This window comes from Phytohabitans aurantiacus, assembly GCF_027923225.1.
In the GTDB taxonomy this organism is placed as follows: Bacteria; Actinomycetota; Actinomycetes; order Mycobacteriales; family Micromonosporaceae; genus Phytohabitans; species Phytohabitans aurantiacus.
In genome coordinates, this window is sequence record NZ_BSDI01000065.1 from 17,013 (window position 1) to 37,781 (window position 20,769).

Consider the following 20,769-nt stretch of genomic DNA (forward strand, 5'->3'; position numbering starts at 1 on the left):
ATAACCCCTGGTTATAGTTCGACGCTAGTCGATCGAGAGTGTGGCGCCGGTCGCGTCGAGGACGGCGGGGAGGCCGATGGGGACAGGCGGGTGTCCGGCGCCGATCGGCAGGTCGGCCAGTACCGGCACTCCGAGGGCGCACAGGTGGTCGGTGAGTACGTCGGTGAGGGTCCAGTCGCGGTCCACCAGGCCGTCGAAGCCGGTGAACAGGCCGACCGCGACCGCGCGCACGCCCGCGAAGGCGCCCGCGCGGATCAGGTGGGTGAGTTGCCGGTCGACCTGGCCGAGGCCCTGGGTGCGTTCGCCGGTGAGCAGCAGGATCGCGCCGTCGAGACTCGGCAGGCCGGCGCCGATCATGGCGCGCAGCGGGCCGAGGCTGCCGCCGAGCAGGACACCCTCGGCTCGGCCGGTGACCCAGGTCTGGCCGGTGAGCCGCCGCGGGCCGGGCGGGATCGCACCTTCGCCGTGGTAGCCGGCCAGGCCGCACTCGCGCCACAGCTCCATGTGCACGAAGGTGGTCGCGCCGGCGCCGATGATGGGTTTGGGGTCCGCGCGTACGGCGTCCAGGTCGAGGCCGTCGAGGACGCGGTGGTCGGCGTCGAGGGCGATCGTGCGGACCGCCGGATCCCGCAGGGCTTGATTGAGTTGGGCCGCGTTCATCAGTACACCGGTGATTCGACGGTGAGCGTGCCCGCGTGCGTATCCATCGTCGCGGTCACGCCCAGCGGTAGGCAGATCTGGTCGGTGCGATGCCCGAACGGCAGCCCGCCGAGGATCGGCACGCCGAGGCCGCCCAGCCGTTCGCGGATGACGGTCACCGCCTGATCAGGGCCCGGCCGGTCGACGTCTGGATCCAGGCCGGGCAGGTCTCCGATCGCGAACCCGCGGATCCCGGCGAGCACCCCGGCGCGCAGCATGCCCCACAGCAGGCGGTCGAAGTGCGGGTTCTGCGGCCCTTCCAGGCACAGGATCACCCCGTCGAGCCGGGGCAGCCCGGCGCCGAGGAAGTTGCTCACCGCGCCGACCGAGCCTCCGACGAGTACCCCGGTCGCCCTGCCCGCGACGGTCACCGGGGACGGATCGGCGTGCAGGGTGATCGGCTCGGTGTCGAACAGCAGCCGGCGGCACGACTCGTCGGTGCGCCCGCCGGGGCCCACGCAGCCGTGCACACCGGCCAGCCCGGTGGCGGCCCAGAGCGCGAGGTGCAGGTTGGTGATGTCGCTGAAACCCACGATCGGCTTCGGGTCAGCGCGTACGGCGGCAAGGTCGAGGCCGTCGACGATCCGGTACGCCCCCGCGCCGCCCATGGCGGTGACGACCGCCCGCACACCCGGGTCGCGCAGGGCGTCGTTGAGGTCGGCGAGGCGGTCCCGGTCGGTGCCGGCCAGGAAACCGTGCCGGTCAAGGGCGTGCTTGCCGAGCTCGGGTCGCAAGCCCCAACCGGCAAGCGTGTCCATGACGTGGTCGGCCCACGCCTGGTCGGGAAAACTGGCCGGCGACAGCACACGTACGCGGTCGCCGGGCCGCAGTCTGGGGCACCGCATCCGCCGGACTCTACTTGAACCGGCCTCACACCGGCGCGGGCGCGACCCCTGCCGCCGCCAGCCGCTCCCGGCCCGCTTCCCGCCACAACTGGCCGGGGCGGCCCAGCCGGCTCGCCTCCCGCCGGCACAGGACGTAGTAGCGCTGCACCGGCAGGTGCGAGGTCATGCCGCGGGCTCCGCACACCTGCACGACCATCCGGGTGATCGCGGACGCCGTCTCGGCGGCCTGCGCCAGCGCCTCGGCGGCCGGGTGCCCGAAGGAATCGTCGGTGTCGGCTAGCCACACCGCGTGCGCCACCGCCAGCCGCAGGGCTTCGACCTCGGCATGAGCCGACGCGAGCCGGAAGGCCACGCTCTGGAATTCGCGCAGCGGCCGGTCGAACTGGCGGCGCTCGGTGGCGTAGCGTACGCCGGTCTCCAGCGCGCCACGAGCCAGGCCGAGCAGGTACGCGGCCTGCCGGATCCGCGCCCGGCCGACGGCACCGCTCGGGCAGCCGGGCGTGCGCGGCGCTCTGTTCAGCAGGCGTCCGGCGGGGCACGGGGTCTGGTCCAGCACGCCGACGGCGGCGGCGCCGGACGGGTCCGGCCCGGGTCGCAGGTCCAGTGTGGACAGGTCGAGCAGCACCAGTCCACTGTGGTCGTCGGGCAGGCGCACCGGCAGCAGTACCGCCTCGGCCACCTCGTCGACGGCCCGGTCCATCGGCAGCCAACCGGTCAGGCGCAGGTCGCCGTCATTGTCCACTGTGGTATTTGCTGTGGCGTCTACCGATGGTTCGGGCGTCTCGAAGCCGGCGAGGGCGACGGCTATCCGGCCGTCGACGAGGTCGCGCAGCAGCGACTGGTCGGCGTTGGCGCCGTCGACTCCGGCGGCGTCCGCGGCGAACGCCCCGGCGAGGTACGGCACGGCGAGCCCGGCCCGGCCAAGCTCCTCCGCGATGGCCCCGCTCGCGGCCAGCCCGAGCCCCAGCCCGCCAGCCTCGGCCGGCGCGTCCATCGCCGGTACGCCGAGCTCGCACAGCAGCGACCACGCCACGCGCGTCGACTCGTCGACCTGTTCGGACGCGCGCGGCCCGGCCCCCGACCGGCACGCCACCGCCTCCCGGAGCCGTACCCGCACGACGCTGCGGAGCCGTTCTCCCACCGGGTCCGGGTGAAGGTTCACGATGCCCGCGCCTCCCTCTCCAAGCGGTCCAGCGCGAGGCTGGCGACGATCTGCAGCATCATCTCCGAACTGCCGGCCGAGATGGTCAGGCCGGGCGCTTCCCGGTACGCCGCCTCGACCAGGTCGGCGGCCTCGGCCGGGAGTCGCGGGTCGCCGGCCGATCCGGCGAGCCGAGCCGTCGACCAGCCGGCGATCCGCTGGGCCAGCTCGCTGGTGTAGAGCTTGGCGGTCGCCGCGGCCAGCTCGTCGACCTCACCGTCCGCCAGTCCCGCCAGTACCCGCCACGCCAGCAGCCGGCCGGCGTTCACCGCGGCGCCGTACCGCCCGATCTCCTCCAGCACCGCACCGTCGACGCCCTCCGGACCGGTGGTCGCGTCGAGTACGTCGCAGGCCGCGGCCAGCCAGCGCTCCGCCTTGAGGTAGTAGTCCAGCCCGGTCCGCTCGACCGTCAGCGCCTGGGTCACCAGGGGCCAGCCGTTGTCGACCTCGCCGAGCCGGTCGCTGTCGGGTACCCGGACGTCATCCAGCTCCACCCGGCTGAACTGTTCGTCGGCGATGCTCGCGACGACTGACCGGCGCACGCCGGGAGCGTGCAGGTCGACCAGGAACAGCGTGATTCCCTGGTACCGGCTCTCGGGCGGCCCGGTGCGGGCGGCGCACAGGCCGATGTCGGTCAGGTGGCCCTTCAGGCTGAAGATCTTCAGGCCGGACAGCCGCCACCCGCCATCCCCGTCCGGTACGGCGGTGGTGGCCAACGAACCAAGATCGGAGCCGGCGTCGGGTTCGGTGTAGAGGACCGTGGCGAACCGTTCACCGCTCGCCATCCGGGGCAGGTACCGCGCCTGCTGCTGCGGGGTGCCGGCCATCAGCAGGAAGAGCCCGACGATCTGGATCGTGTTGACGTGCAGGGTGTCCGGCACTCCGGCCCGGACCATCTCCTCGACGGTGATCGCGGCGTCCAGGAGGCCGCGGCCGCCGCCGCCGTAGCGCTCGGGCCAGTTGACGGCGAGCAGGCCCCGGCGTCCTAGCTCCCGATACAGCGGCCGGGCGTCCGGCTCGGGATCGGGGTCCGCCCGCAGCGCCGCGATCCCGTCTCGCACCGGCCCTTCGGCGAGCAGGTTCCGTACCCGTTGCCGGAACAGCTCCTGCTCCTTGCTGAACCCGAACTCCATGGCTCACCGTCCAGCTTCGTCGGCCGGCTCAGCCAGCAGTACCGCCGCCTCGTCGTCGGTCAGCGAGTCGAGTAGCGCCAGCAGGCCGGCGTCGCTCACGGCGGCCGAGCGGCGGCTCGCCACCAGCCCGGCCAGCGCCCGCACGGTGGGCCCGCGGAAGAAGTCGGCGAGGCTCATCGTCACCGAGAAGTGGCCACGAATCCTGGACACCACCCGGGCCGCGGCCAGGCTGTCCCCGCCCAGCTGGAAGAAGTCGCCGTCCGGCGCGATCTGGTCGGCGCGCAGGCCCAGCACCGGCCCGACGATCTCCGTCGCCAGCTCCCGTTCGGTCTCGTCCGCGAACTCGACCTGGGTCGCGACCTCACCGTCGTCCTCGGGCGCCGGCAGCCGCTTGCGGTCGACCTTGCCGCTGCTGTTCAGGGGTAGGGAGTCGACCGTGACCCAGTAGCTGGGCAGCATGTACGCCGGGAGATGCCCGGCCAGCCAGTCGCGCAGTGACGCCGGCTCGATCGGCCCGGACCGTCCGGCCAGATAGCAGACCAGCTGCTTGTTGCCGGTCTTGTCGGTGTGCACGTCGACGGCGACCTGGTCGATGCCGGGGTGCCGGCTCAGCACGGATTCGATCTCGCCGAGCTCGACCCGGATCCCTCGAATCTTGACCTGGTGGTCGATCCGGCCCAGGAACACCAGCGCCCCGTCGCGCTGCCGCTTGACCAGGTCTCCGGTGCGGTAGAGGCGGCCGCCGGGCGCGGTGCCGAACGGGTCCGGGTAGAAGCGCTCCTGCGTCAGTTCCGGGCGGTTGAGATAGCCGCGGGCCAGGCCCGCCCCGCCGATGACCAGCTCACCGGGGATGCCGATCGGCACCGGCCGGCCCGCCGGGTCCAGGACGTGCGCGACGTGGTTCGCGGTCGGCAGCCCGATCGGCGGGGAGCCCTGCCAGTGGCCGGGACACTCCTGGATGATCATCGTGACCGTGCACTCGGTCGGGCCGTACCCGTTGAAGAAGCGGCGGCCGGGGTTCCAGCGGTTGACCAGTTCGCCGGGGAACGCCTCGGCGCCGACGAAGACGATCCGCAGCGCGGGCAGCCGCTCCGGTACGAGCAGCGCCATCATCGGTGGCGGCAGGTCGACGACGGTGGCCGCGGAGCGTTCCAGCAGGCCCTGCAGCAGGTCGATGTCGAGCCGCTCCTCGTCGGTGGCCAGGTACAGCCGGGCCCCGGTCAGCAGCGCCGAGAACGTCTCGAAGACCGACACGTCGAAGGTGCTCGCGGCGAAGCCGAGCATCCGGTCGGCCTCGGTCAGCTCGAAGAGGTCCTGCATCGCGCCGATGAAGTTGACCACCGACCGGTGCTCGATGAGTACCCCCTTCGGCGTCCCGGTACTGCCCGACGTGTAGAGCACGTACGCCAGGTCGCGCGGGCCGGCGGTGGGTTGCGGGCACTCGATGGCGGCGGCGGCCAGCCGTTCCCGGTCGGTGTCGAACCGGATCACCGGGACGGTGAGTGGGGGCAGGTTCCCCGCGGTGGCGCCGGTGGCCACGAGAGCGACCGGCTGGCAGTCCTGCAGCAGGGTGGCGAGCCGGGCCGGCGGATGGGTGGGGTCCAGCGGTACGTAGGCCGCGCCCGCCTTGAGCACCGCCAGCATCGTCACGATCAGGTCGGTACCGCGTGGCAGGCAGAAGGCGACCAGCCGGCCCGGTTCGGCACCGGCCGCGCGCAGCAGGTGGGCGAGCTGGTTCGCCCGGCGGTCGAGCTCGGCGTAGGTGACCTCCGCACCGCTCGCGACCACGGCGATCTCGTCCGGCCGCCGGGCCACCTGCGCGGCGAACAGCTCCGGCACGGTCGTGTCCGGGATCGCGCGCGGCGGTCCGTTCCACACCTGCAGCGCGGCGCTCTGCCGCTCGTCGAGCAGGGGGATCCGGGACAGCGGCAGCTCGGGATCGGCGGCGACCGCGCGCAGGACGTTCTCGTAGAGATCGGCCAGCGTCTCGATCGTCGCGGCGTCGAACAGGTCGGTGCTGTAGTTCACCGCGATCTCGACGCCCGTACCTCCCAGATCGCGCGCTACCTCGATCAGGTCCCAGGACATGTCGTAGCGGGTCGTGCCGTAGTCGACCGGCACCCGTTCGGTGACAAGTCCGGGCAGCGCCAGCTCCGCCGGGATGCCGTAGACGGAGAACGCGATCTGGAACAGCGGCGCGCGGGACGGGTCCCGGGCCGGCCGGACCGCGTCGAGGAGCTTGCCGAACGGCAGCGCGCCGTGCGCGAAACCCTCCTCGACGACCGTGCGTACCCGCCCGACCAGCTCGCGGAAGGTCGGATCTCCGGAGAGGTCGGTGCGCAGCGGGAGCATGCTGACGAAGCAGCCGAATACCGACTCCAGCTCGGTGTGCTCGCGGCCCGCGTTCGGCGCCCCGATGACCAGGTCCTCGCTGCCCGTGCAGCGGTGCAACAGCGCCAGGAAGACCGCCGTGCCGACGACGTTGGCCGTGGTGCCGAGCGAGCGGGCGAGCGCCTTCGGCGACTGGCCGGCGTCCGGGTGGATCGTCCGGTGCAGCCAGGCCCCGCGGTACGACAGCTCCGGCGGGCGGGACCGGTCGGTGGGAAACTCCAGCACCGGTGCGCCGGCGAGCCGGTCCCGCCAGTACAAGGCCAGCGACGACAGCGTCTCCCCGGCCAGCCAGTCACGCTGCCACAGCACGTAGTCCCCGAAGTCCAGCCGGCCGGCCGGGTCGGCGTCGGGTTGCTCGCCGGCCGGCGTGGTGCCGCTATGCTCGCCGGCCACCTCGGCGCGGTACCGCTCGGCGAGCTCGGTGAGGAGCACGTTCAGCGACCAGCCGTCGTAGACGACGTGGTGCACGACGAAGACGAACAGGTGCTCGTCCGGCTCGATCTGGGCCACGCCCGCGCGCCACAGGGGTGCCCGATCCAGCGCGAACGGGTCGCGGCTCAGCTCCAGCAGCCACGCGTCCGCCACCGCCCGCCGCTGCGCGTCGTCGCCGCCGAGCAGGGCCATCACCGGTACCTCGACGGGCACCCGCGCGTGCACCGTCTGCATTGGACCGTCCGGTCCCTCCGTCACGGATGTCCGCAGCATCTCGTGGCGTTCGACCACCGCAGCGAGCGAGCGGCGCAGCGCCGGTATGTCCAGCGGGCCGATGATCCGGAAGCAGAGCGGCTGGTTGTACATCGGCTGCTCGGGCGCGAGCCGGCTCACCAGCCACAGCGCCTCCTGCTGGTACGCCAGCGGGATCGTCGCGCCTCGTTGCCGGGGCACCGGGACGGCGGAGCGCGGCTCGACCGTCTCGCCGTCCTGCAGCAGCGCGAGCAGCTGCGCCCGGCGGTCCGCGGGAAGCCTCGCCAGGCGCTTGGTCAGGTCGTTCATGAGTGACCTCCGAGGAGAGGGATGAGGCCGGCACCGCCCCGGGAGACCGGCGCCACGATCAGCGCCAGCTCGTCGAGCGCGGTGCCGAGCACGGCGATGCCCCGCAGGTAGTCGTCGATGAGGATGTGTTCGCCGGCGCTGTGGTCCAGCCGGCTGTCGCCCGGCCCGTAGGTGGCCATGGGCACGTCCCACACCTCGGCCAGGGTGTTCATGTCCGAGGTGGCCGTCTTCAGCTTGTGTCGCGGGGTTCCGCCGGCCCGGCGGATCCCGGTGTTCAGCGCGCGGACCACCGGGTCGCCCCGGCTGGTGCGGACCGCCGGAACCATCCCGAGCACGTCGAGATCACCGCCGCGGGCGCGGTCGCGCAGCTGGCGCAGCAACGCCTCCACGTCGAAGCCGGGCGGTAGGCGGTAACTGAAGTCGAGCCGCGCCTCGGTCAGGTCGCCCGCCATCCGCCCGAGCGTGACGGCCGGCCGGTCGAAGGCGGCGTGGCTGGCGTCGGGGCCGAGCATGGCGACCGCGTCGGCCCAGAACGCGGCGGCGGCCTCGGTCGCCTTCTCCATCGGGTTGGTGGGATGGGTGGCCGGTCGGCGTACCCGATACCGCAGGTCCAGGATGCCCTTGTATCCGAGCACCACGGTCGACCAGCCACTCGGCTCGCCGATCACGGCCGCGTCCGGACGGTCCAGAGTGGACCGCAGGTGGGTGGCGCCGCGCGAGCCCGGAACCTCCTCCTCGACGGCGCCGGCCACGATCAGCCGGCCCGGGAAGTCGAGCCGCTTGGCGGCCGCCGACAGCATCGCCGCCAGCGGCCCCTTGGCGTCGACCGCGCCACGACCGGCCACGCGGTCCGGGTACAGGTGTGCGGGGATCGGGTCGTCGATGGTGTCCAGGTGTCCCAGTAGCAGGATCGTCGGTCCCCGGCCGGTGCCGGTCTCCGCCACCAGGTTGCCCACCTCGTCGACGACCGCGCGCAGGCCCAGGTCGCGGCACTGGACGGCGAGGAACCGGGCCAGTTCGTGCTCCGCGCGGGACGGGGAGTCGATCCGCACCATCTGGTACAGCAGGGCGACCTCGGGCTGCACGGTCATCAGACCGCCGCCGTCGCGTCGCGCAGGACCACTTCGGTACCGGCACCGGCCAGGGCGGCGAGCACCGGTGTCGCGGACCGGCCGTCGGCCACCCGTACCCGGCTCACGCCCTGCAGCAGCGCCTCCCGGGCGGCGACGAGCTTGAGCGCCATGCCGCCGCGCGCGTGCGGATCCGGCGGGCCCGTGCGGGGAACCGTCGAGACCCGCTGCACCGTGCCCTCGTCGGCCGGATCGCGGTGTACGCCCGCCGCCCCGGTCAGCAGCACCAACTCGCCGGCGCCGACGGCACCGGCCACGGCGGCCGCGACCCGGTCGGCGTTGACGTTGACCGGCAGGCCGTCGTCGGCCAGCGCCGGTGGCGAAACCACCGGGACGATGCCCTTTCCCAGCAACAGTTTGAGCAGGCCGGCGTCCACTTCGTACACCGTGCCGGCGTGGCTGTCGCGGACCACCATGAGCTTGCCGTCCAGTACGGCGCGTTGCGGTCGCTTACGCCGGGCCCGCAGCAGCCCGCCGTCGAGCCCGGTCAGCCCGACGGCCCGCGCTCCGTGCCGGGCCAGCGAGGCCACCAGCCGCGGCTTGACCTGCCCGGCCAGGGCGAGCGTGACAACTTCGAGGGTGGCCTCGTCGGTGTGCCGGGCGGGCACGCCGTCCGCGGCTGTCTGGGTCCGCTGCTGGACACCGAGCCGGTCGGCCAGCCGGTCGATGTGCGCGGATCCGCCGTGCACCAGTACCACCGGACGGCCGGCACCGGCGAGCCGCGCGACGTCGCGGCACACGGCCTCGAAGTCCACGGCCGCGTTGCCGCCGCACTTGATGACCAGCACCGACACCATCTCCTTCACATTGGCCTCACGGAACATTGGCCTCACGGGCGTCGGCCTAGAGCGGGTGCAGGCCGGGAAACCCGAGCCCAGATCGCTCCGGCAGGCCCATCCGGACGTTCATCGACTGCACGGCGGCGCCGGCGCCGCCCTTGACGAGGTTGTCCAGGGCCGCGACCGCCAGCAGCCGGCCACCGTCCCGGTCGAGCGCGAAGCCCACGTCGCAGAAGTTCGAACCGAGCAGGATCTTCGGCTCCGGCAGCCGGTAGAGCCCGCGCCGGTGGGCGACGACCCGGACGAACGGCTCGCGGTCGTACCGGTTCTGGTACAGGGCGCGCACCTCCGCCTCGGTGACGTCGCGGGTCAGCGCGGTGCGGCAGATGACCTGTACCCCGCGGACCGCCTCGACGCCCGTGGCGGTCAACCGGGGCCGGACCCCGCACAGGGCCGCGATCTCCGGCTCGTGCCGGTGCCCGCCGGTGGCGAAGATCCGCATCGCCCCGCTGCGCTCCGCGTGCAGGTTCTGCGGCCCGGCGGTGGCCCCGGAGCCGCTGGAGCCGGTCCGCGCGTCCACCTCGACGTCCGGCTCGACCAGGCCCGCCTCGGTCAGCGGCGTCAGAGCCAGCACCGCCGCCGACGCCATGCAGCCCGGCACCGAGATGCGGTCCGCGGCACGCAGCGCGTCGCGGAACAGCTCCGGATACCCGGGTACGAAGCCGCCGAGCAGGTCGGGAAGCTCGTGCGGCACCCCGTAGTAGCGCTCGTACACGGCGGGGTCGGCGAGCCGGAAGTCACCGGAGAGGTCGATGACCACCTTCGCCCGCTCGGCCAGGCGAGGCAGGATCCGCATCGTCTCGCGGTGCGGCGCCGCCAGCAGGAGCACGTCCAGCTCCGGCAGCGCCTCCTCGCGGCAGAACGTCAGGTCGGTGACCCCGCGCAGGTTCGGATGCGTACTGTCCACCCGCCGTCCCGGAAGCCGGGTCGAGACCACCGCGGCCACCCGTACCTCCGGGTGACCGAGCAGCAGCCGGAGCAGTTCGCCACCCAGGTATCCGGACCCGCCCACCACACCGGCCGTGATCATGGCTGTTCCCCGTATCGGGTGAGCAGGTGGTCGGCCAGCTCCTCGGCGAGGTCGATCCGGTCGCCGTGCGCCTGTTGCATGCCGGAGAACTCCACGTTGTGGTTGACCTCCAGTACGAGCAACTCGCCGTCGCCGTCCTCGATGACGTCGACGCCCGCGATGTCGCTTCGCACCGCACCGGCCGCGGCCATGGCGACCTTCGCCAGCTCCGGCGTGACCGGGCAGGGCAGGCTCAGCGCGCCGAGCGCCACGTTGCACCGCCAGTCGTCGACGGCCACCCGGTAGGAGGCGGCGACCGGCCGGCCACCGATGACCACCACCCGGATGTCGCGGCCGGGCTTCTCGACGTACTCCTGGAGGTAGATGAGCTGGGCCTGCGGCGACGGCAGCGCCGCGCAGTGCTCGAGCACCGCGCGGGCCGCGTCCGGCTCTCGCAGCAGGCTGACCCGCCGTCCCCAGGACGAGGTGAGTGGCTTGAGGACCGCCGGATAGCCGAAGCTGTCCAGCTCCCGCAGCGCGGCCTCCGGAGTCAACGCCAGCGACGTGCGCGGCGTGGGTACGCCTTCGCGCCGCAGGGCGAGCGTGGTGAGCCACTTGTCGGCGCAGACGTCGGTGGCGGCGGCCGAGTTGACCACCAGTACGCCGGCGTGCTCCAGGCAGTGGGCGGCGTACCGGGCGCGGGTGGCGGAGATCTCCCGGTTGAGTACCAGCCGCCACGGCGCGCCCACCGCCTGCGCCGAAAACGTCAACCGGCGCGTGTCGACGTGCTCCACCGGTATCCGGCGCCGCTCCAGCGCCGCCAGGATGCGCTTGTCGTCGGCCCGGATCCGGGAGGCCAGCAGGGCGACACCCGCCGGCCCGGCGATCGATCCGGTCACTCGCCCCAGTCCTCCTCCGGATCGGGAGCGAGCGCCAGCGCGATGGGCGTCAAGGCGATGACCTCCAACTCGCTGCGGCAGCCCGGGCATTCGATCAGCTCGCTCACGCGGGCGTCGCCGGGTGGCTGCACCGGGCTCTCGCACTCAGGGCATGCGGTCGACATTCGTTTCGTCCCTCCTCGTAGCCGGTGTGTGCGGGTCCAGCCCGTCCAGGACCCGCGTGAAGATCGCGTCCGCGGTGATGCCGTAGTGCGTGACGAGGGCGTCGTGGCCGCCGACCACCGTGGCGAAGACGTCCGCCACGCCGATCCGCAGAACCCGGGCCGGGCCCTGCTCGGCCAGCGTCTCGGCCACCGCGCCGCCGAGCCCTCCCGAGCGCCAGTGCTCCTCGACCGTGACGACCAGCGGCACGCCGGCGGCGTAAGCGCACAGCCGCTCGGCATCCAGCGGCTTGAGGGTGTGCATGTTGAGTACCGCCGCCGCCACACCCGCGCCGGCGAGCCGATCCGCGGCGGCGAGCGCGGCGAGCACGGGGTGCGGCCCGCAGCACACGAGCAGCACATCCCGGCCGGAGCGCAGCACCTGGGCGACGCCGATGCGGGGCGGCTCCGCGGCCGGCGGCAGCGGCGGGGTGGCCTTGCGCCCCAGCCGCAGGTACAGCGGGCTCGGCAGGTCCAGGGACTCCTCGACGGCCACCTCGGTCGCCGCGGCGTCGGCCGGTACGACGACCGTCATGTTCGGCAGCGCCCGCATCACGGCGAGGTCTTCCAGGCTGTGGTGGGTCGGTCCGAAGTGGCCGGCGGAGAGGCCGCCGTGGGTCGCCATGATGCGCACCGGCAGTGCGTTGTACGCGATATCGATCTTGACGGCCTCGACCGCCCTGGTCGCGGCGAAGGTCGCCATCGTGTTGACGAACGGCTGGAAACCGCTCGCCGCCAGCCCGGCCGCCATGCCCATCAGGTTGCTCTCGGCGATGCCCAGGTTGATGTACCGGTCCGCTGCCGGCCCGAAGTCGACGCCGGTGAACAGGCCGGTGTCGGTGTCCAGGCAGACCAGGCCCGGGTGCTGGGGGAGCAGGGCGACCAGCCGATCCCGGTACGCGTTGCGGGTCGGCCGGTTGGCGGGCGCGGGTTCAGGCATCGACGGCCTCCAGAGCCGCACGTACGGACGCGGCCCGCGCGATCGCCACCCGAGCCTGCGCCTGCTGGCGCGGGGAGACCTTCATGTAGTGCCCCTGCGCCTTGCCCTCCGCGAACGGCACGCCGGCGCCCTTGGTGGTGCGGGCGATCACGACACTGGGCCGGCCCGGCTGCCACGGCGCGCTCCCCAGCGCCTCGACGAGCGCGTCGAGATCGTGGCCGGGGCATTCGCGTACCGACCAGCCGAAGGAGCGCCACCGATCGGCCAGCGGCTCCAGCGCGCAGATCCGCTCGGTGTCACCGGTGATCTGCAGGCCGTTGCGGTCGACCACGGCCACCAGGTTGTCCAGGCCGAGGGCGGCGGCGCCCATCGCGCCCTCCCAGACCGACCCCTCCTGCAGTTCACCGTCACCGAGCACCACGAAGGCGCGGCGGTCCCGCCCCCGCAGCCGCGCCCCAAGGGCGAAACCGGCGCCGAGGGCCAGTCCGTGGCCGAGCGAGCCGGTGGGCATCTCCACACCCGGAACGGTCCGGACCGGATGGGCCATCAGCCGGCTGCCGACGGTGCCGAAGCCGGCCAGTTCGGCGGCGTCGAAGTAACCGGCCTCGGCGAGCGTCGCGTACAGCCCGATCGCGGCGTGACCCTTGCTGAGCAAGAAGATGTCGCGGGCCGGGTCGTCCGGCCGCCGCGGGTCCACCCGCATCACCGCGAAGTACAGGGCGGTGAGCACCTCGACGACAGAGAGGGAGCCGCCCATGTGCCCGCCCTCGACGCCGGCGCACATGGCCACGATGTGCTCGCGGATGCGGTCCGCCCGGCTGGCCAGGGCCGCCGTTTGGCGCTGGCCAGCCAGCGGGCGGTGCGTGACGACGTCCATCAGGACGCCGCCATCGAACGCACCAGGTCCCGGTGCTCCCAGACCTTCTCGAACGCGTCGGCGTACCGCTGCAACAGCGGGCCGGAGTCCGGATGCAGGTGCCGCTTCTGCAGCACGAGCGAGTCCGCGATCACCTGCTCCGCGACCGGGAAGTCGACGTCCTGCACGGGCGTGCCGGCGATCGCCCAGGGATAGCCGCGGCCGAAGCCCTCCCGGTCCAGGAACACCCGCTGCTGGGGCAGCGGGATGCGCTGGTACTGGCCCGCCGGTACGCCCTCGGCACGCAGCAACCGGCACAGGGCGTCCCGGACCGCACCCGGCCGGCCTCCGTCCATACCGGCGGCCGGCAGGTCGATGCGGAACCGCAGGACGTGCCAGGCGTGCGTACGGTCCGCGGGCGCGAAGGGCACGTGGAAGCCCGGCAGCGCGGCGAGCCGGTCCAGAAACGGCACGATGTTGGCTTGGCGCAGCTTCTCGTACTCGTCGAACCGGTCGAGCTGAGACGTGGTGAACGCGGCCTGGATCGGGTTGAGCTTCGCGTTCCAGCCGAACCGTTCGCTCAGGTAGTCACGCGGGCGCCCCGGCGCGATGACCTCGCCGAACTGCCGGGACTGCCGGATCCGTCCGGCGATCTCCGCGTCGTCGGTGGTGACGAGACCGCCCTCACCACAGGTGGGCAGGTTCTTGGTCACCTGGATGCTGAACGCGCCCACCTTGCCCAGGCCCCCGACCGGGCGGCCGCGCAGCGTCGCGCCGTGCGCCTGGGCGGCATCCTCCACTATGGCCAGTCCGTGCCGGTCGGCGAGCGCGCCCAGGGCGTCCATGTCCGCCGGGAGCCCATGCAGGTGCACCACGACGATCGCGGCCGTCCGCGGAGTGATCCGCCGCTCGACGTCGGCCGGGTCCAGGTTGAAGGTGACCGGGTCGATGTCGGCGAAGACCGGCACGGCCATCTGGTGCAGCGGCCCCAGCGCGGTGGCGATGAAGCTCAGCGCGGGCACGATCACCTCGTCGCCCGGCCCGACGCCCAACGCGGCCAGGGCGAGCGACAATGCGTCGGTACCGTTCGAGACGCCCACGCAGTGCGCGACCTCGACCCGCTGGGCCCATCTGCGCTCCAGCTCCAGCACGGCCGTCTCGCCGGGCGCGTTGGAGACCATGATGTCGGAGTCGAGCACCCGCAGTACCGCCGCGCGATCCGCGTCCGTGACGACCGGCCACCGTACGTGGCGCATCTCGCGTGGCACCGCGGGTGTCCCGCCGAACACCGCCAGCCGGCTCATCGAGTTCTCCTTCGTTGATGTCGCGCTTGCCAGAAACGGTTCCAGATCTCGCCGCCAGCCTCGTCCGCCTGATGCTGACGCCGGGGTAAGCAAGCAGATGAAGTTGCCCGTCAACGGCTGACCGCGGCCGAAACGCCGCCATACGATGTGGCCCTCCGAAGGGGGTGGCGGATGCCGACCGACCGACCGATGATCCTGGCCCTGTGGAGCGCGCCGCGCAGCCGTTCGACCGCGTTCGAGCGCATGATGCGCGCCCGGGGCGACCTCACCGTGCTGCACGAGCCGTTCTCGCACCTGGCCAACTACGGATCGACCACAGTGGACGAAGAGGTGATCACCTCGGAGCCGAAGCTGCTGGCCGCCCTGCGGCAGACCCGCGGCCGGGTGTTCTTCAAGGACACGACCGACTTCCACTACCCGCACCTGCTCGAAGACGAGGCGTTCCTGCGCGGTGCGACCCACACGTTCCTCGTCCGGCATCCGCGCGAGGCGATCGCGTCACACTTCGCGCTGCATCCGGAGCTGGGGCGCGACGAGATCGGCTTCGCCTGGCTGTACGAGATCTTCGCCGCGGTCCGCGCCGCGACCGGCAGCACACCGGTGGTGGTGGACTCCGCCGACCTGGTGGCGCGACCCGCCGAGACGGTCGAGCGGTACTGCGCGGCGGTGGGTATCCCCTTCGTGCCCGCGGCCCTGAACTGGTCCTCCGGCATGACACCGGCCTGGCTGCGCAGCGAGCGCTGGCACCAGGGCACGAGCGAGACGACCGGCTTCGTGCAGACCCTTTCCCGCAACGACACGGCGATCGACGAGTCGCCGATGCTGGCCGAGTACCTGGAATACCACCTGCCGTACTACGAAAACCTTTGGCAGCACCGGATCCGCCTCGACGAGCCGGTCTCGGACGGCCGGTGGGGGAGCCTCGATGACCGGCGCGCGTAGCCGTCCGGTCGCCGACCTCCTGGCGCGGCTCGGCGGGGTCCAGAGCGAGCCGAGCCTGGAGAGGCGGGCGCGGTCCGGACCCGTGCCGGCCTCGTACGAGCAGCGGACGCTGTGGTTTCTGGACCGGCTCACGCCCGGCGACGCGAGCTACCACACCGGTGCCATGTTCACCCTGGCCGGCGAACTGGACGAGGCGGCTCTGCGGCGGGCGTTGGCCACCGTGGTCGACCGGCACGAGAGCCTTCGCACCGCGTTCGACGACACGCCGGACGGTCCGGTGCAGCGAATCCTGTCCACAGTGGACGTCGCTTTGGCGGTGACGGAGGTGGCCGGCGGCGACGCCGCGAGCCGCCGCGAGCACGCCCGGCGGCTCGCCGTGGCGGACACGCGCGCACCCTTCGACCTGAGCCACGGTCCACTGTGGCGGGCCCGGCTGCTCCGGCTCGACCCCACCGAGCACGTCCTCGTCTTCGTCGCCCATCACATCTTGGTCGACGGCTGGTCGTTCGAGGTGTTCGCACGCGACCTGAGCGCCTGCTACCGCGCCGAGCTCGGTGACCCGAAGGCCCGGCTCGCGCCCCTGGCTCTGCAGTACGCCGACTACAGCCAATGGCAACACGAGTGGCTCAACGGGCCGACCCACGACGAGCTGACCGCGTACTGGCGCGAACAGCTCGCGGGACTGCCGACCGTGGAGTTCCCGCCCGACCGGCCACGGCCGGCCCGGATGACGTACCGCGGCAACCGGCGCGAGCGCCTGCTGCCCGCCGAGGTCGCCGACGCCGTGCAGGCACTGGCCCGTACCGAACGCACCACCTCGTTCGTGGTGTACCTGGCCGCCTTCCTGGTGCTGCTGCACCGATACACCGGCCTGACCGACACGGTCGTCGGCTCACCCTCCGCCAACCGCGGCCGGTTCGAGACGGAGCCCCTGATCGGCTTCTTCGCCACCATGCTCGTGCTGCGCACCGACCTGTCCGGCGACCCCACCGCCTGGGAGCTGCTGGGCCGGGTCCGGGATGTGGTGCGGGGCGCTTTCGCGCACGGCGAGCTGCCGTTCGAGCGGCTCGTCGACGCCCTGCGCCCGCCCCGCGATCCGGCGCGCTCCCCGCTGTTTCAGGTGGGGTTCACGGCCGAGGAGTGGAGCCCGCCGCCCGCGCTGCCCGGGCTCACCGTCGACCGGGAGTACGTGGACGCCGGCACCTCCCGCTTCGACATGAGCTGGTGGGTCACCTCGCGCCCGGACGGCGTGCACATCAGCGTCGAGTACAACAGCGACCTGTACGACCAGGAGACCGTGGACCAGCTGATCACCCACTACGCGGCCGCGCTGCACGGCATCGTCGCCGCTCCCGGCGGGCGGATCTCCGAGGTACCGCTGCTGTCCTCAGAGGAGCGTGACGAGCTGCTCACGCGGTGGGCCGGCCCGGTGCGGCCGGTACGGGAGGTGACGCTCGCCGAGCTCGTCGCCCGGCAGGCGATCACCCGGCCGCACGCGGTCGCGCTGGTGGCTGGGGACGCGCGGACGAGCTACGCCGAGCTGGACGAGCGCGCCAACCGCCTGGCCCACCTGCTCGTCGAGGCCGGAGCCGGTCCGGACCGGCCGGTGGCGCTGTGCCTGCCCCGCCAGACCGAACTGATCGTGGCGATGCTGGCGGTACTGAAGGCGGGCGCCGCGTACGTGCCGCTCGACCCGGCTCACCCGGCGGCCCGGCTGGCCGCGATCCTGCGTGACTGCGACCCGGCGACGGTGGTGTGCACCGGCTCGACCGCGGCCGCGTTGCCAGACGGGTTCCCGGTGCTGCGGCTGGACGCCGAGCGGGACCGGCTGGCTTCGGCCTCACCCCAACCGCCACCACAGAGCGCCGGACCGCACGACCTGGCGTACATCCTCTACACCTCGGGGAGCACCGGGGTACCGAAGGGCGTTCCCGTCGAGCACCGCTCGGTCGTCAACTTCATGGACGCGATGCGGGACCAGTTCGACCTGTGCGAGACGGACCGGGTGCTCGGTTACGCGGCGGCCACGTTCGACGTATCGGTCCTGGAGATCTTCGCGGCGCTGCTCTACGGCGGGCGCCTCTATCTGGCCACCGACGAGGAGCGGCTGGACATCGACCGGCTGCAGCGGCTGCTGACCGGCTCCGCGATCACCTTCTCCGACATGCCCCCGTCGGTGATGGCGCTGCTGGATCCGGGGCTGCTGCCCGCGCTCCGGATCGCGTTCACCGGGTTCGAGGCATTCCCCGGCGATCTGGTGAACCAGTGGAACAAGGGACGCCGCTTCTTCAACGGGTACGGGCCGACGGAGTGCACGATCACGATGACCGTGCAGGAGTGCGCCGGGCAGCAGCGGGGTGCGGCGCCGATCGGGTACGCCATCGCCAACCATGTCGCGCACGTGCTGGACGGCCGTGGCGAGCCGGTGCCCTACGGGGTCGCGGGTGAGCTCGTCATCGGCGGCGTGGGCCTGGCCCGGGGGTACCTGAACCAGGATGACCTGACCAGGCGGGTGTTCTACGACGACCCGTTCGGCACCTCGCCGGGCGGCCGGCTCTATCGGACCGGAGACCTGGTCCGCCGCCGCCGCGACGGGGCCCTGGTCTTCCTCGGCCGGATCGACCAGCAGGTCAAGATCCGCGGGCTGCGTATCGAGCTGGGCGAGATCGAGTCCGTGCTCAGCGGGCATCCCGGTGTCGAGCATGTCGCCGTCGACGTCCGGCCGGACGCGCGGGGCGAGCGGCACCTGGTCGCGTACCTGACAGCGGCTGGCGGGCCGCTCCAGCCGGCTGAGCTGCGCTCCCACGCCGCCGCCCGGCTTCCGGGCTACATGGTGCCGGCGTACTGGGTCATCCTCGACGCGCTGCCCCGACTGTCCAGCGGGAAGGTGGACCGCCGCGCACTGCCCGCCCCGGACGTCACGGCGCTGCCCGCCGCGGCGGGCGGGCGAGGACCGGCCACCGAGACCGAACGGGTGCTCGCGGAGGAGATCGTGCCCGCGGTCGTGGGGCTAGATCGGGCCGGCGTCACCGACGACTTCTTCGCGCTCGGCGGCAACAGCCTGCAGGCGGCCCAGCTTGTCTCCCGGGCGGCACGCGCCTTCCAGGTCGAGATCGGTCTCGCCGACTTCCTCCAGTCACCAACGGTGGCCGACCTCGCCGCCGTCATCGACCGGCAGCGCGAGGCGGACGAGGCGCTGCTGGCGCAGATCGAGCAGATGTCCGACGCGGAGGCGGCGCGGCTGCTCCAGATCGAGGGGGGCTGACGGTGGAGTACGACGTGGTTGTCAACGACGAGGGGCAGTACTCGATCTGGCCGGCTCACATGTCCATCCCGCCCGGCTGGCGCCCGGCCGGGAAGTCGGGCGGGAGGAGCGAGTGCCTCACGTACGTGGCCGAGGTGTGGACCGATCTGCGACCGCTGAGCCTGCGCGACGGCGACGTACGCGAGGAGCGGGCGTGACCGGGGCGGAACTCTCGGACGCCAAGCGGGCGCTGCTGGAGCTGCGCCGGCAGCGGATGCGCGGTCCCGGCGCGCTGACGCGGGTGTCTCGGGATGGGCGGTTGCCGCTGTCGTTTCAGCAGGAGGGGTTGTGGTTTCTGCACCAGTTGAACCCGGGTTCGACGGTGTACACGATCCCGTTCGCCTGGCGGTTGCGAGGTCCGCTCGACGTGGAAGCGTTGGAGCGGGCACTGACCACTGTGGTCGGTCGGCACGAGGCGTTGCGGACGCGTTTTGATGCGGTGGATGGGCGGCCTTTTCAGGTGATCGATCCGCCGCCGGAGCGTTTCGCGTTGCCGGTCGTCGATCCGGGTGAGTGGGCGGAGGCGGACCGTCCGTTCGATCTGGCCGCGGGTGGGTTGTTTCGTGCTGGGCTGATCCGGCTCGGCGATCGGGACCACATCTTGACGATGGCGGTGCACCACATCATCGCCGACGGCTGGTCGATCGGCATCCTCACCCGCGAACTGGCCGCCCTCTACGACGGCGCGACCCTTCCCCCGCTGGACATCCAGCCCGTCGACGTCGCGGCTCACGAGCGGGAGGCGCTCACCGAACAGGTCCGCGAGCAACGGCTGGCCTACTGGCGCCGGCGCCTCGACGGCGTTGCGGCGCTCGACTTGCCGACCGACCGCCCGCACTCCAAGGCGCGGACCACCGCCGGCGACACGATCGAGCCGGAGCTGTCGCCGGGCCTGCACACCGCCGTCCGCGACCTGGCCCGGGCCGAGCACGCGTCGCCGTTCGAGGTGCTGCTGGCCGCCTTCCTCGTGGTACTGGCCCGCTACACGGGTCAGGAGGACCTGGTGGTGGGCTCGGTCTTCGGCGGTCGCACCCGGCCGGAGGTGGAACCCCTCGTCGGCTACTTCGCGGATCCGATGGTGCTACGCGTCGGCGTCGACGGCGACCCGACGTTCCGGGAGATCGTCGCGCGCACCAGCCGCCACGCGCGGGAGGCGGTGGCCCACCAGATCCCGTTCGGACTGCTGGTGGACGCGCTCAACCCGGCACGGGAGGCCGGGCGCAACCCGCTGTTCCAGGTGAGTTTCTCGTACCAGGCGAACGGTACGCAGGCGAGCGGCGGGTTCTCCGGCCTGGTGACCGAGCCGGTGCCGTACACCGCCACGCAGTCCCGCTTCGACCTCTCGGTGACCGTGGTGGAGGAGCCCGCCGACGGGCTGCGGGTGTCGGTGGAGTATTCGACGGAGTTGTTCGATCAGAGTCGGATGTTGCGGTTGGTGGAGCATCTGGAGTTGGTGTTGCGGCAGGCGGTCGGTGATCCGGGCCGGCGGTTGAGCGAGTTCCGGTTGTTGTCCGATGCGCAGGCGCTGCGGATGGTCGAGGACTGGAATCCGGCTCCGGTGCCGCGTGCGGATGGGGTGTTGCTGGCGGATCTGGTTCTCGAGCAGATCCGGTCGCGTCCGGAGGCGCCGGCGGTGCGGTTCGGCGGTTCCGAGATCTCGTATGGAGAGTTGGGTCGGCGTGCGTGTGGTTTGGCGTGGGTGTTGCGGCGTGAGTGGGGTGTGGATGCGGAGTCGGTGGTGGGGGTGCGGCTGGAGCGGGGTATCGATCTGATCGTGGCTCAGCTGGCGGTGATGTTTGCCGGTGGTGCGTGGCTTGCGTTGGATCCGTCGCATCCGGTGGAGCGGTTGCGGTATCAGGTGGAGGACGCTGGTGCCGTCACGGTTATCACCGAAAGCGACCTGCTCGCGTCCGAGACCGACGATGGGCCGCCACCGGTGCGCACGCGTCCGGACAACTTGGCCTACCTCATTTACACGTCAGGGTCGACCGGGCGTCCGAAGGGTGTGCTTGTCACCCATCGCAACGTGACGGATTTCGTGGTCTCTGCGCGGGAGTTGTTCGGCCTCACTCCCGCGGATCGGG

At 72.4% G+C, this 20,769-nt stretch carries 17 protein-coding genes; 4 read left to right on the forward strand and 13 right to left on the reverse strand.

The annotated features are described in order from the left end of the window. Window positions 1–24: 24 nt before the first annotated feature. Genes QMG73_RS39290 through QMG73_RS39350 form a run of 13 tightly spaced genes read right to left on the reverse strand, consistent with a single transcriptional unit; the run spans window position 25 to window position 14,439 of the window. Window positions 25–660, reverse strand: a complete 636-nt coding sequence (locus QMG73_RS39290; RefSeq protein ID WP_281904202.1) for an LD-carboxypeptidase — start codon at window positions 658–660, stop codon at window positions 25–27. Then, window positions 660–1,544 (reverse strand): S66 peptidase family protein, encoded by an 885-nt coding sequence (locus QMG73_RS39295; RefSeq protein ID WP_281904204.1) that lies wholly within the window; start codon window positions 1,542–1,544, stop codon window positions 660–662. The genes QMG73_RS39290 and QMG73_RS39295 overlap by 1 nt, the downstream gene beginning before the upstream one ends. 25 nt (window positions 1,545–1,569) lie before the next feature. After that, on the reverse strand, window positions 1,570–2,706 hold the full coding sequence (locus QMG73_RS39300) for an acyl-CoA dehydrogenase family protein (protein ID WP_281904207.1): 1,137 nt from the start codon (window positions 2,704–2,706) through the stop codon (window positions 1,570–1,572). Further along, complete coding sequence (locus QMG73_RS39305) at window positions 2,703–3,878, reverse strand: acyl-CoA dehydrogenase family protein (RefSeq protein WP_281904209.1); 1,176 nt, start codon at window positions 3,876–3,878, stop codon at window positions 2,703–2,705. The genes QMG73_RS39300 and QMG73_RS39305 overlap by 4 nt, the downstream gene beginning before the upstream one ends. A gap of 3 nt (window positions 3,879–3,881) precedes the next feature. Then, the gene (locus tag QMG73_RS39310) at window positions 3,882–7,262 is read right to left on the reverse strand and encodes a non-ribosomal peptide synthetase (RefSeq protein WP_281904212.1); all 3,381 of its coding nucleotides are present in this window, start codon (window positions 7,260–7,262) and stop codon (window positions 3,882–3,884) included. Continuing rightward, the gene (locus QMG73_RS39315) at window positions 7,259–8,353 is read right to left on the reverse strand and encodes a M20/M25/M40 family metallo-hydrolase (RefSeq protein WP_281904213.1); all 1,095 of its coding nucleotides are present in this window, start codon (window positions 8,351–8,353) and stop codon (window positions 7,259–7,261) included. The genes QMG73_RS39310 and QMG73_RS39315 overlap by 4 nt, the downstream gene beginning before the upstream one ends. Further along, window positions 8,353–9,216 carry a [LysW]-aminoadipate kinase gene (locus tag QMG73_RS39320; protein WP_281904230.1) on the reverse strand — a complete coding sequence of 288 codons (864 nt, stop codon included), beginning with the start codon at window positions 9,214–9,216 and terminating at the stop codon, window positions 8,353–8,355. The genes QMG73_RS39315 and QMG73_RS39320 overlap by 1 nt, the downstream gene beginning before the upstream one ends. 19 nt (window positions 9,217–9,235) lie before the next feature. Further along, a complete protein-coding gene (argC, locus tag QMG73_RS39325) occupies window positions 9,236–10,261 on the reverse strand; it encodes an N-acetyl-gamma-glutamyl-phosphate reductase (protein ID WP_281904214.1) in 1,026 nt (341 codons plus the stop codon). Then, window positions 10,258–11,139 carry a RimK family alpha-L-glutamate ligase gene (locus QMG73_RS39330; protein ID WP_281904215.1) on the reverse strand — a complete coding sequence of 294 codons (882 nt, stop codon included), beginning with the start codon at window positions 11,137–11,139 and terminating at the stop codon, window positions 10,258–10,260. The genes argC and QMG73_RS39330 overlap by 4 nt, the downstream gene beginning before the upstream one ends. Continuing rightward, window positions 11,136–11,303, reverse strand: a complete 168-nt coding sequence (locus QMG73_RS39335; RefSeq protein WP_281904218.1) for a lysine biosynthesis protein LysW — start codon at window positions 11,301–11,303, stop codon at window positions 11,136–11,138. The genes QMG73_RS39330 and QMG73_RS39335 overlap by 4 nt, the downstream gene beginning before the upstream one ends. Beyond that, window positions 11,284–12,279 carry a transketolase family protein gene (locus QMG73_RS39340; RefSeq protein ID WP_281904220.1) on the reverse strand — a complete coding sequence of 332 codons (996 nt, stop codon included), beginning with the start codon at window positions 12,277–12,279 and terminating at the stop codon, window positions 11,284–11,286. The genes QMG73_RS39335 and QMG73_RS39340 overlap by 20 nt, the downstream gene beginning before the upstream one ends. After that, a complete protein-coding gene (locus QMG73_RS39345) occupies window positions 12,272–13,156 on the reverse strand; it encodes a transketolase (RefSeq protein WP_281904222.1) in 885 nt (294 codons plus the stop codon). The genes QMG73_RS39340 and QMG73_RS39345 overlap by 8 nt, the downstream gene beginning before the upstream one ends. Then, window positions 13,156–14,439, reverse strand: a complete 1,284-nt coding sequence (locus QMG73_RS39350) for a DegT/DnrJ/EryC1/StrS family aminotransferase (RefSeq protein WP_281904223.1) — start codon at window positions 14,437–14,439, stop codon at window positions 13,156–13,158. The genes QMG73_RS39345 and QMG73_RS39350 overlap by 1 nt, the downstream gene beginning before the upstream one ends. A 171-nt stretch (window positions 14,440–14,610) precedes the next feature. Between QMG73_RS39350 and QMG73_RS39355 the strand changes: the two genes are divergently transcribed. The 4 genes from QMG73_RS39355 to QMG73_RS39370 all read left to right on the forward strand — a co-directional run. Further along, window positions 14,611–15,381, forward strand: coding sequence for a sulfotransferase-like domain-containing protein (locus QMG73_RS39355; protein ID WP_281904225.1), 771 nt, complete (start codon window positions 14,611–14,613; stop codon window positions 15,379–15,381). Continuing rightward, complete coding sequence (locus QMG73_RS39360; protein ID WP_281904227.1) at window positions 15,365–18,646, forward strand: non-ribosomal peptide synthetase; 3,282 nt, start codon at window positions 15,365–15,367, stop codon at window positions 18,644–18,646. The genes QMG73_RS39355 and QMG73_RS39360 overlap by 17 nt, the downstream gene beginning before the upstream one ends. A gap of 2 nt (window positions 18,647–18,648) precedes the next feature. Beyond that, window positions 18,649–18,843, forward strand: coding sequence for an MbtH family protein (locus QMG73_RS39365; RefSeq protein ID WP_456107261.1), 195 nt, complete (start codon window positions 18,649–18,651; stop codon window positions 18,841–18,843). After that, the coding region (locus tag QMG73_RS39370) for a condensation domain-containing protein (protein WP_281904229.1) at window positions 18,840–20,769 on the forward strand (1,930 nt) is incomplete at its 3' end. The genes QMG73_RS39365 and QMG73_RS39370, both read left to right, overlap by 4 nt.

Bases quoted from the DNA above. Each gene is read 5' to 3' on its own strand.
- QMG73_RS39315 (WP_281904213.1), bottom strand. From the start codon at position 8,353: ATGACCGTGCAGCCCGAGGTCGCCCTGCTGTACCAGATGGTGCGGATC.
- argC (WP_281904214.1), bottom strand. From the start codon at position 10,261: ATGATCACGGCCGGTGTGGTGGGCGGGTCCGGATACCTGGGTGGCGAA.
- QMG73_RS39310 (WP_281904212.1), bottom strand. From the start codon at position 7,262: ATGAACGACCTGACCAAGCGCCTGGCGAGGCTTCCCGCGGACCGCCGG.
- QMG73_RS39295 (WP_281904204.1), bottom strand. From the start codon at position 1,544: ATGCGGTGCCCCAGACTGCGGCCCGGCGACCGCGTACGTGTGCTGTCG.
- QMG73_RS39290 (WP_281904202.1), bottom strand. From the start codon at position 660: ATGAACGCGGCCCAACTCAATCAAGCCCTGCGGGATCCGGCGGTCCGC.
- QMG73_RS39345 (WP_281904222.1), bottom strand. From the start codon at position 13,156: ATGGACGTCGTCACGCACCGCCCGCTGGCTGGCCAGCGCCAAACGGCG.
- QMG73_RS39360 (WP_281904227.1), top strand. From the start codon at position 15,365: ATGACCGGCGCGCGTAGCCGTCCGGTCGCCGACCTCCTGGCGCGGCTC.
- QMG73_RS39340 (WP_281904220.1), bottom strand. From the start codon at position 12,279: ATGCCTGAACCCGCGCCCGCCAACCGGCCGACCCGCAACGCGTACCGG.
- QMG73_RS39335 (WP_281904218.1), bottom strand. From the start codon at position 11,303: ATGTCGACCGCATGCCCTGAGTGCGAGAGCCCGGTGCAGCCACCCGGC.
- QMG73_RS39305 (WP_281904209.1), bottom strand. From the start codon at position 3,878: ATGGAGTTCGGGTTCAGCAAGGAGCAGGAGCTGTTCCGGCAACGGGTA.
- QMG73_RS39355 (WP_281904225.1), top strand. From the start codon at position 14,611: ATGCCGACCGACCGACCGATGATCCTGGCCCTGTGGAGCGCGCCGCGC.
- QMG73_RS39350 (WP_281904223.1), bottom strand. From the start codon at position 14,439: ATGAGCCGGCTGGCGGTGTTCGGCGGGACACCCGCGGTGCCACGCGAG.
- QMG73_RS39320 (WP_281904230.1), bottom strand. From the start codon at position 9,216: ATGTTCCGTGAGGCCAATGTGAAGGAGATGGTGTCGGTGCTGGTCATC.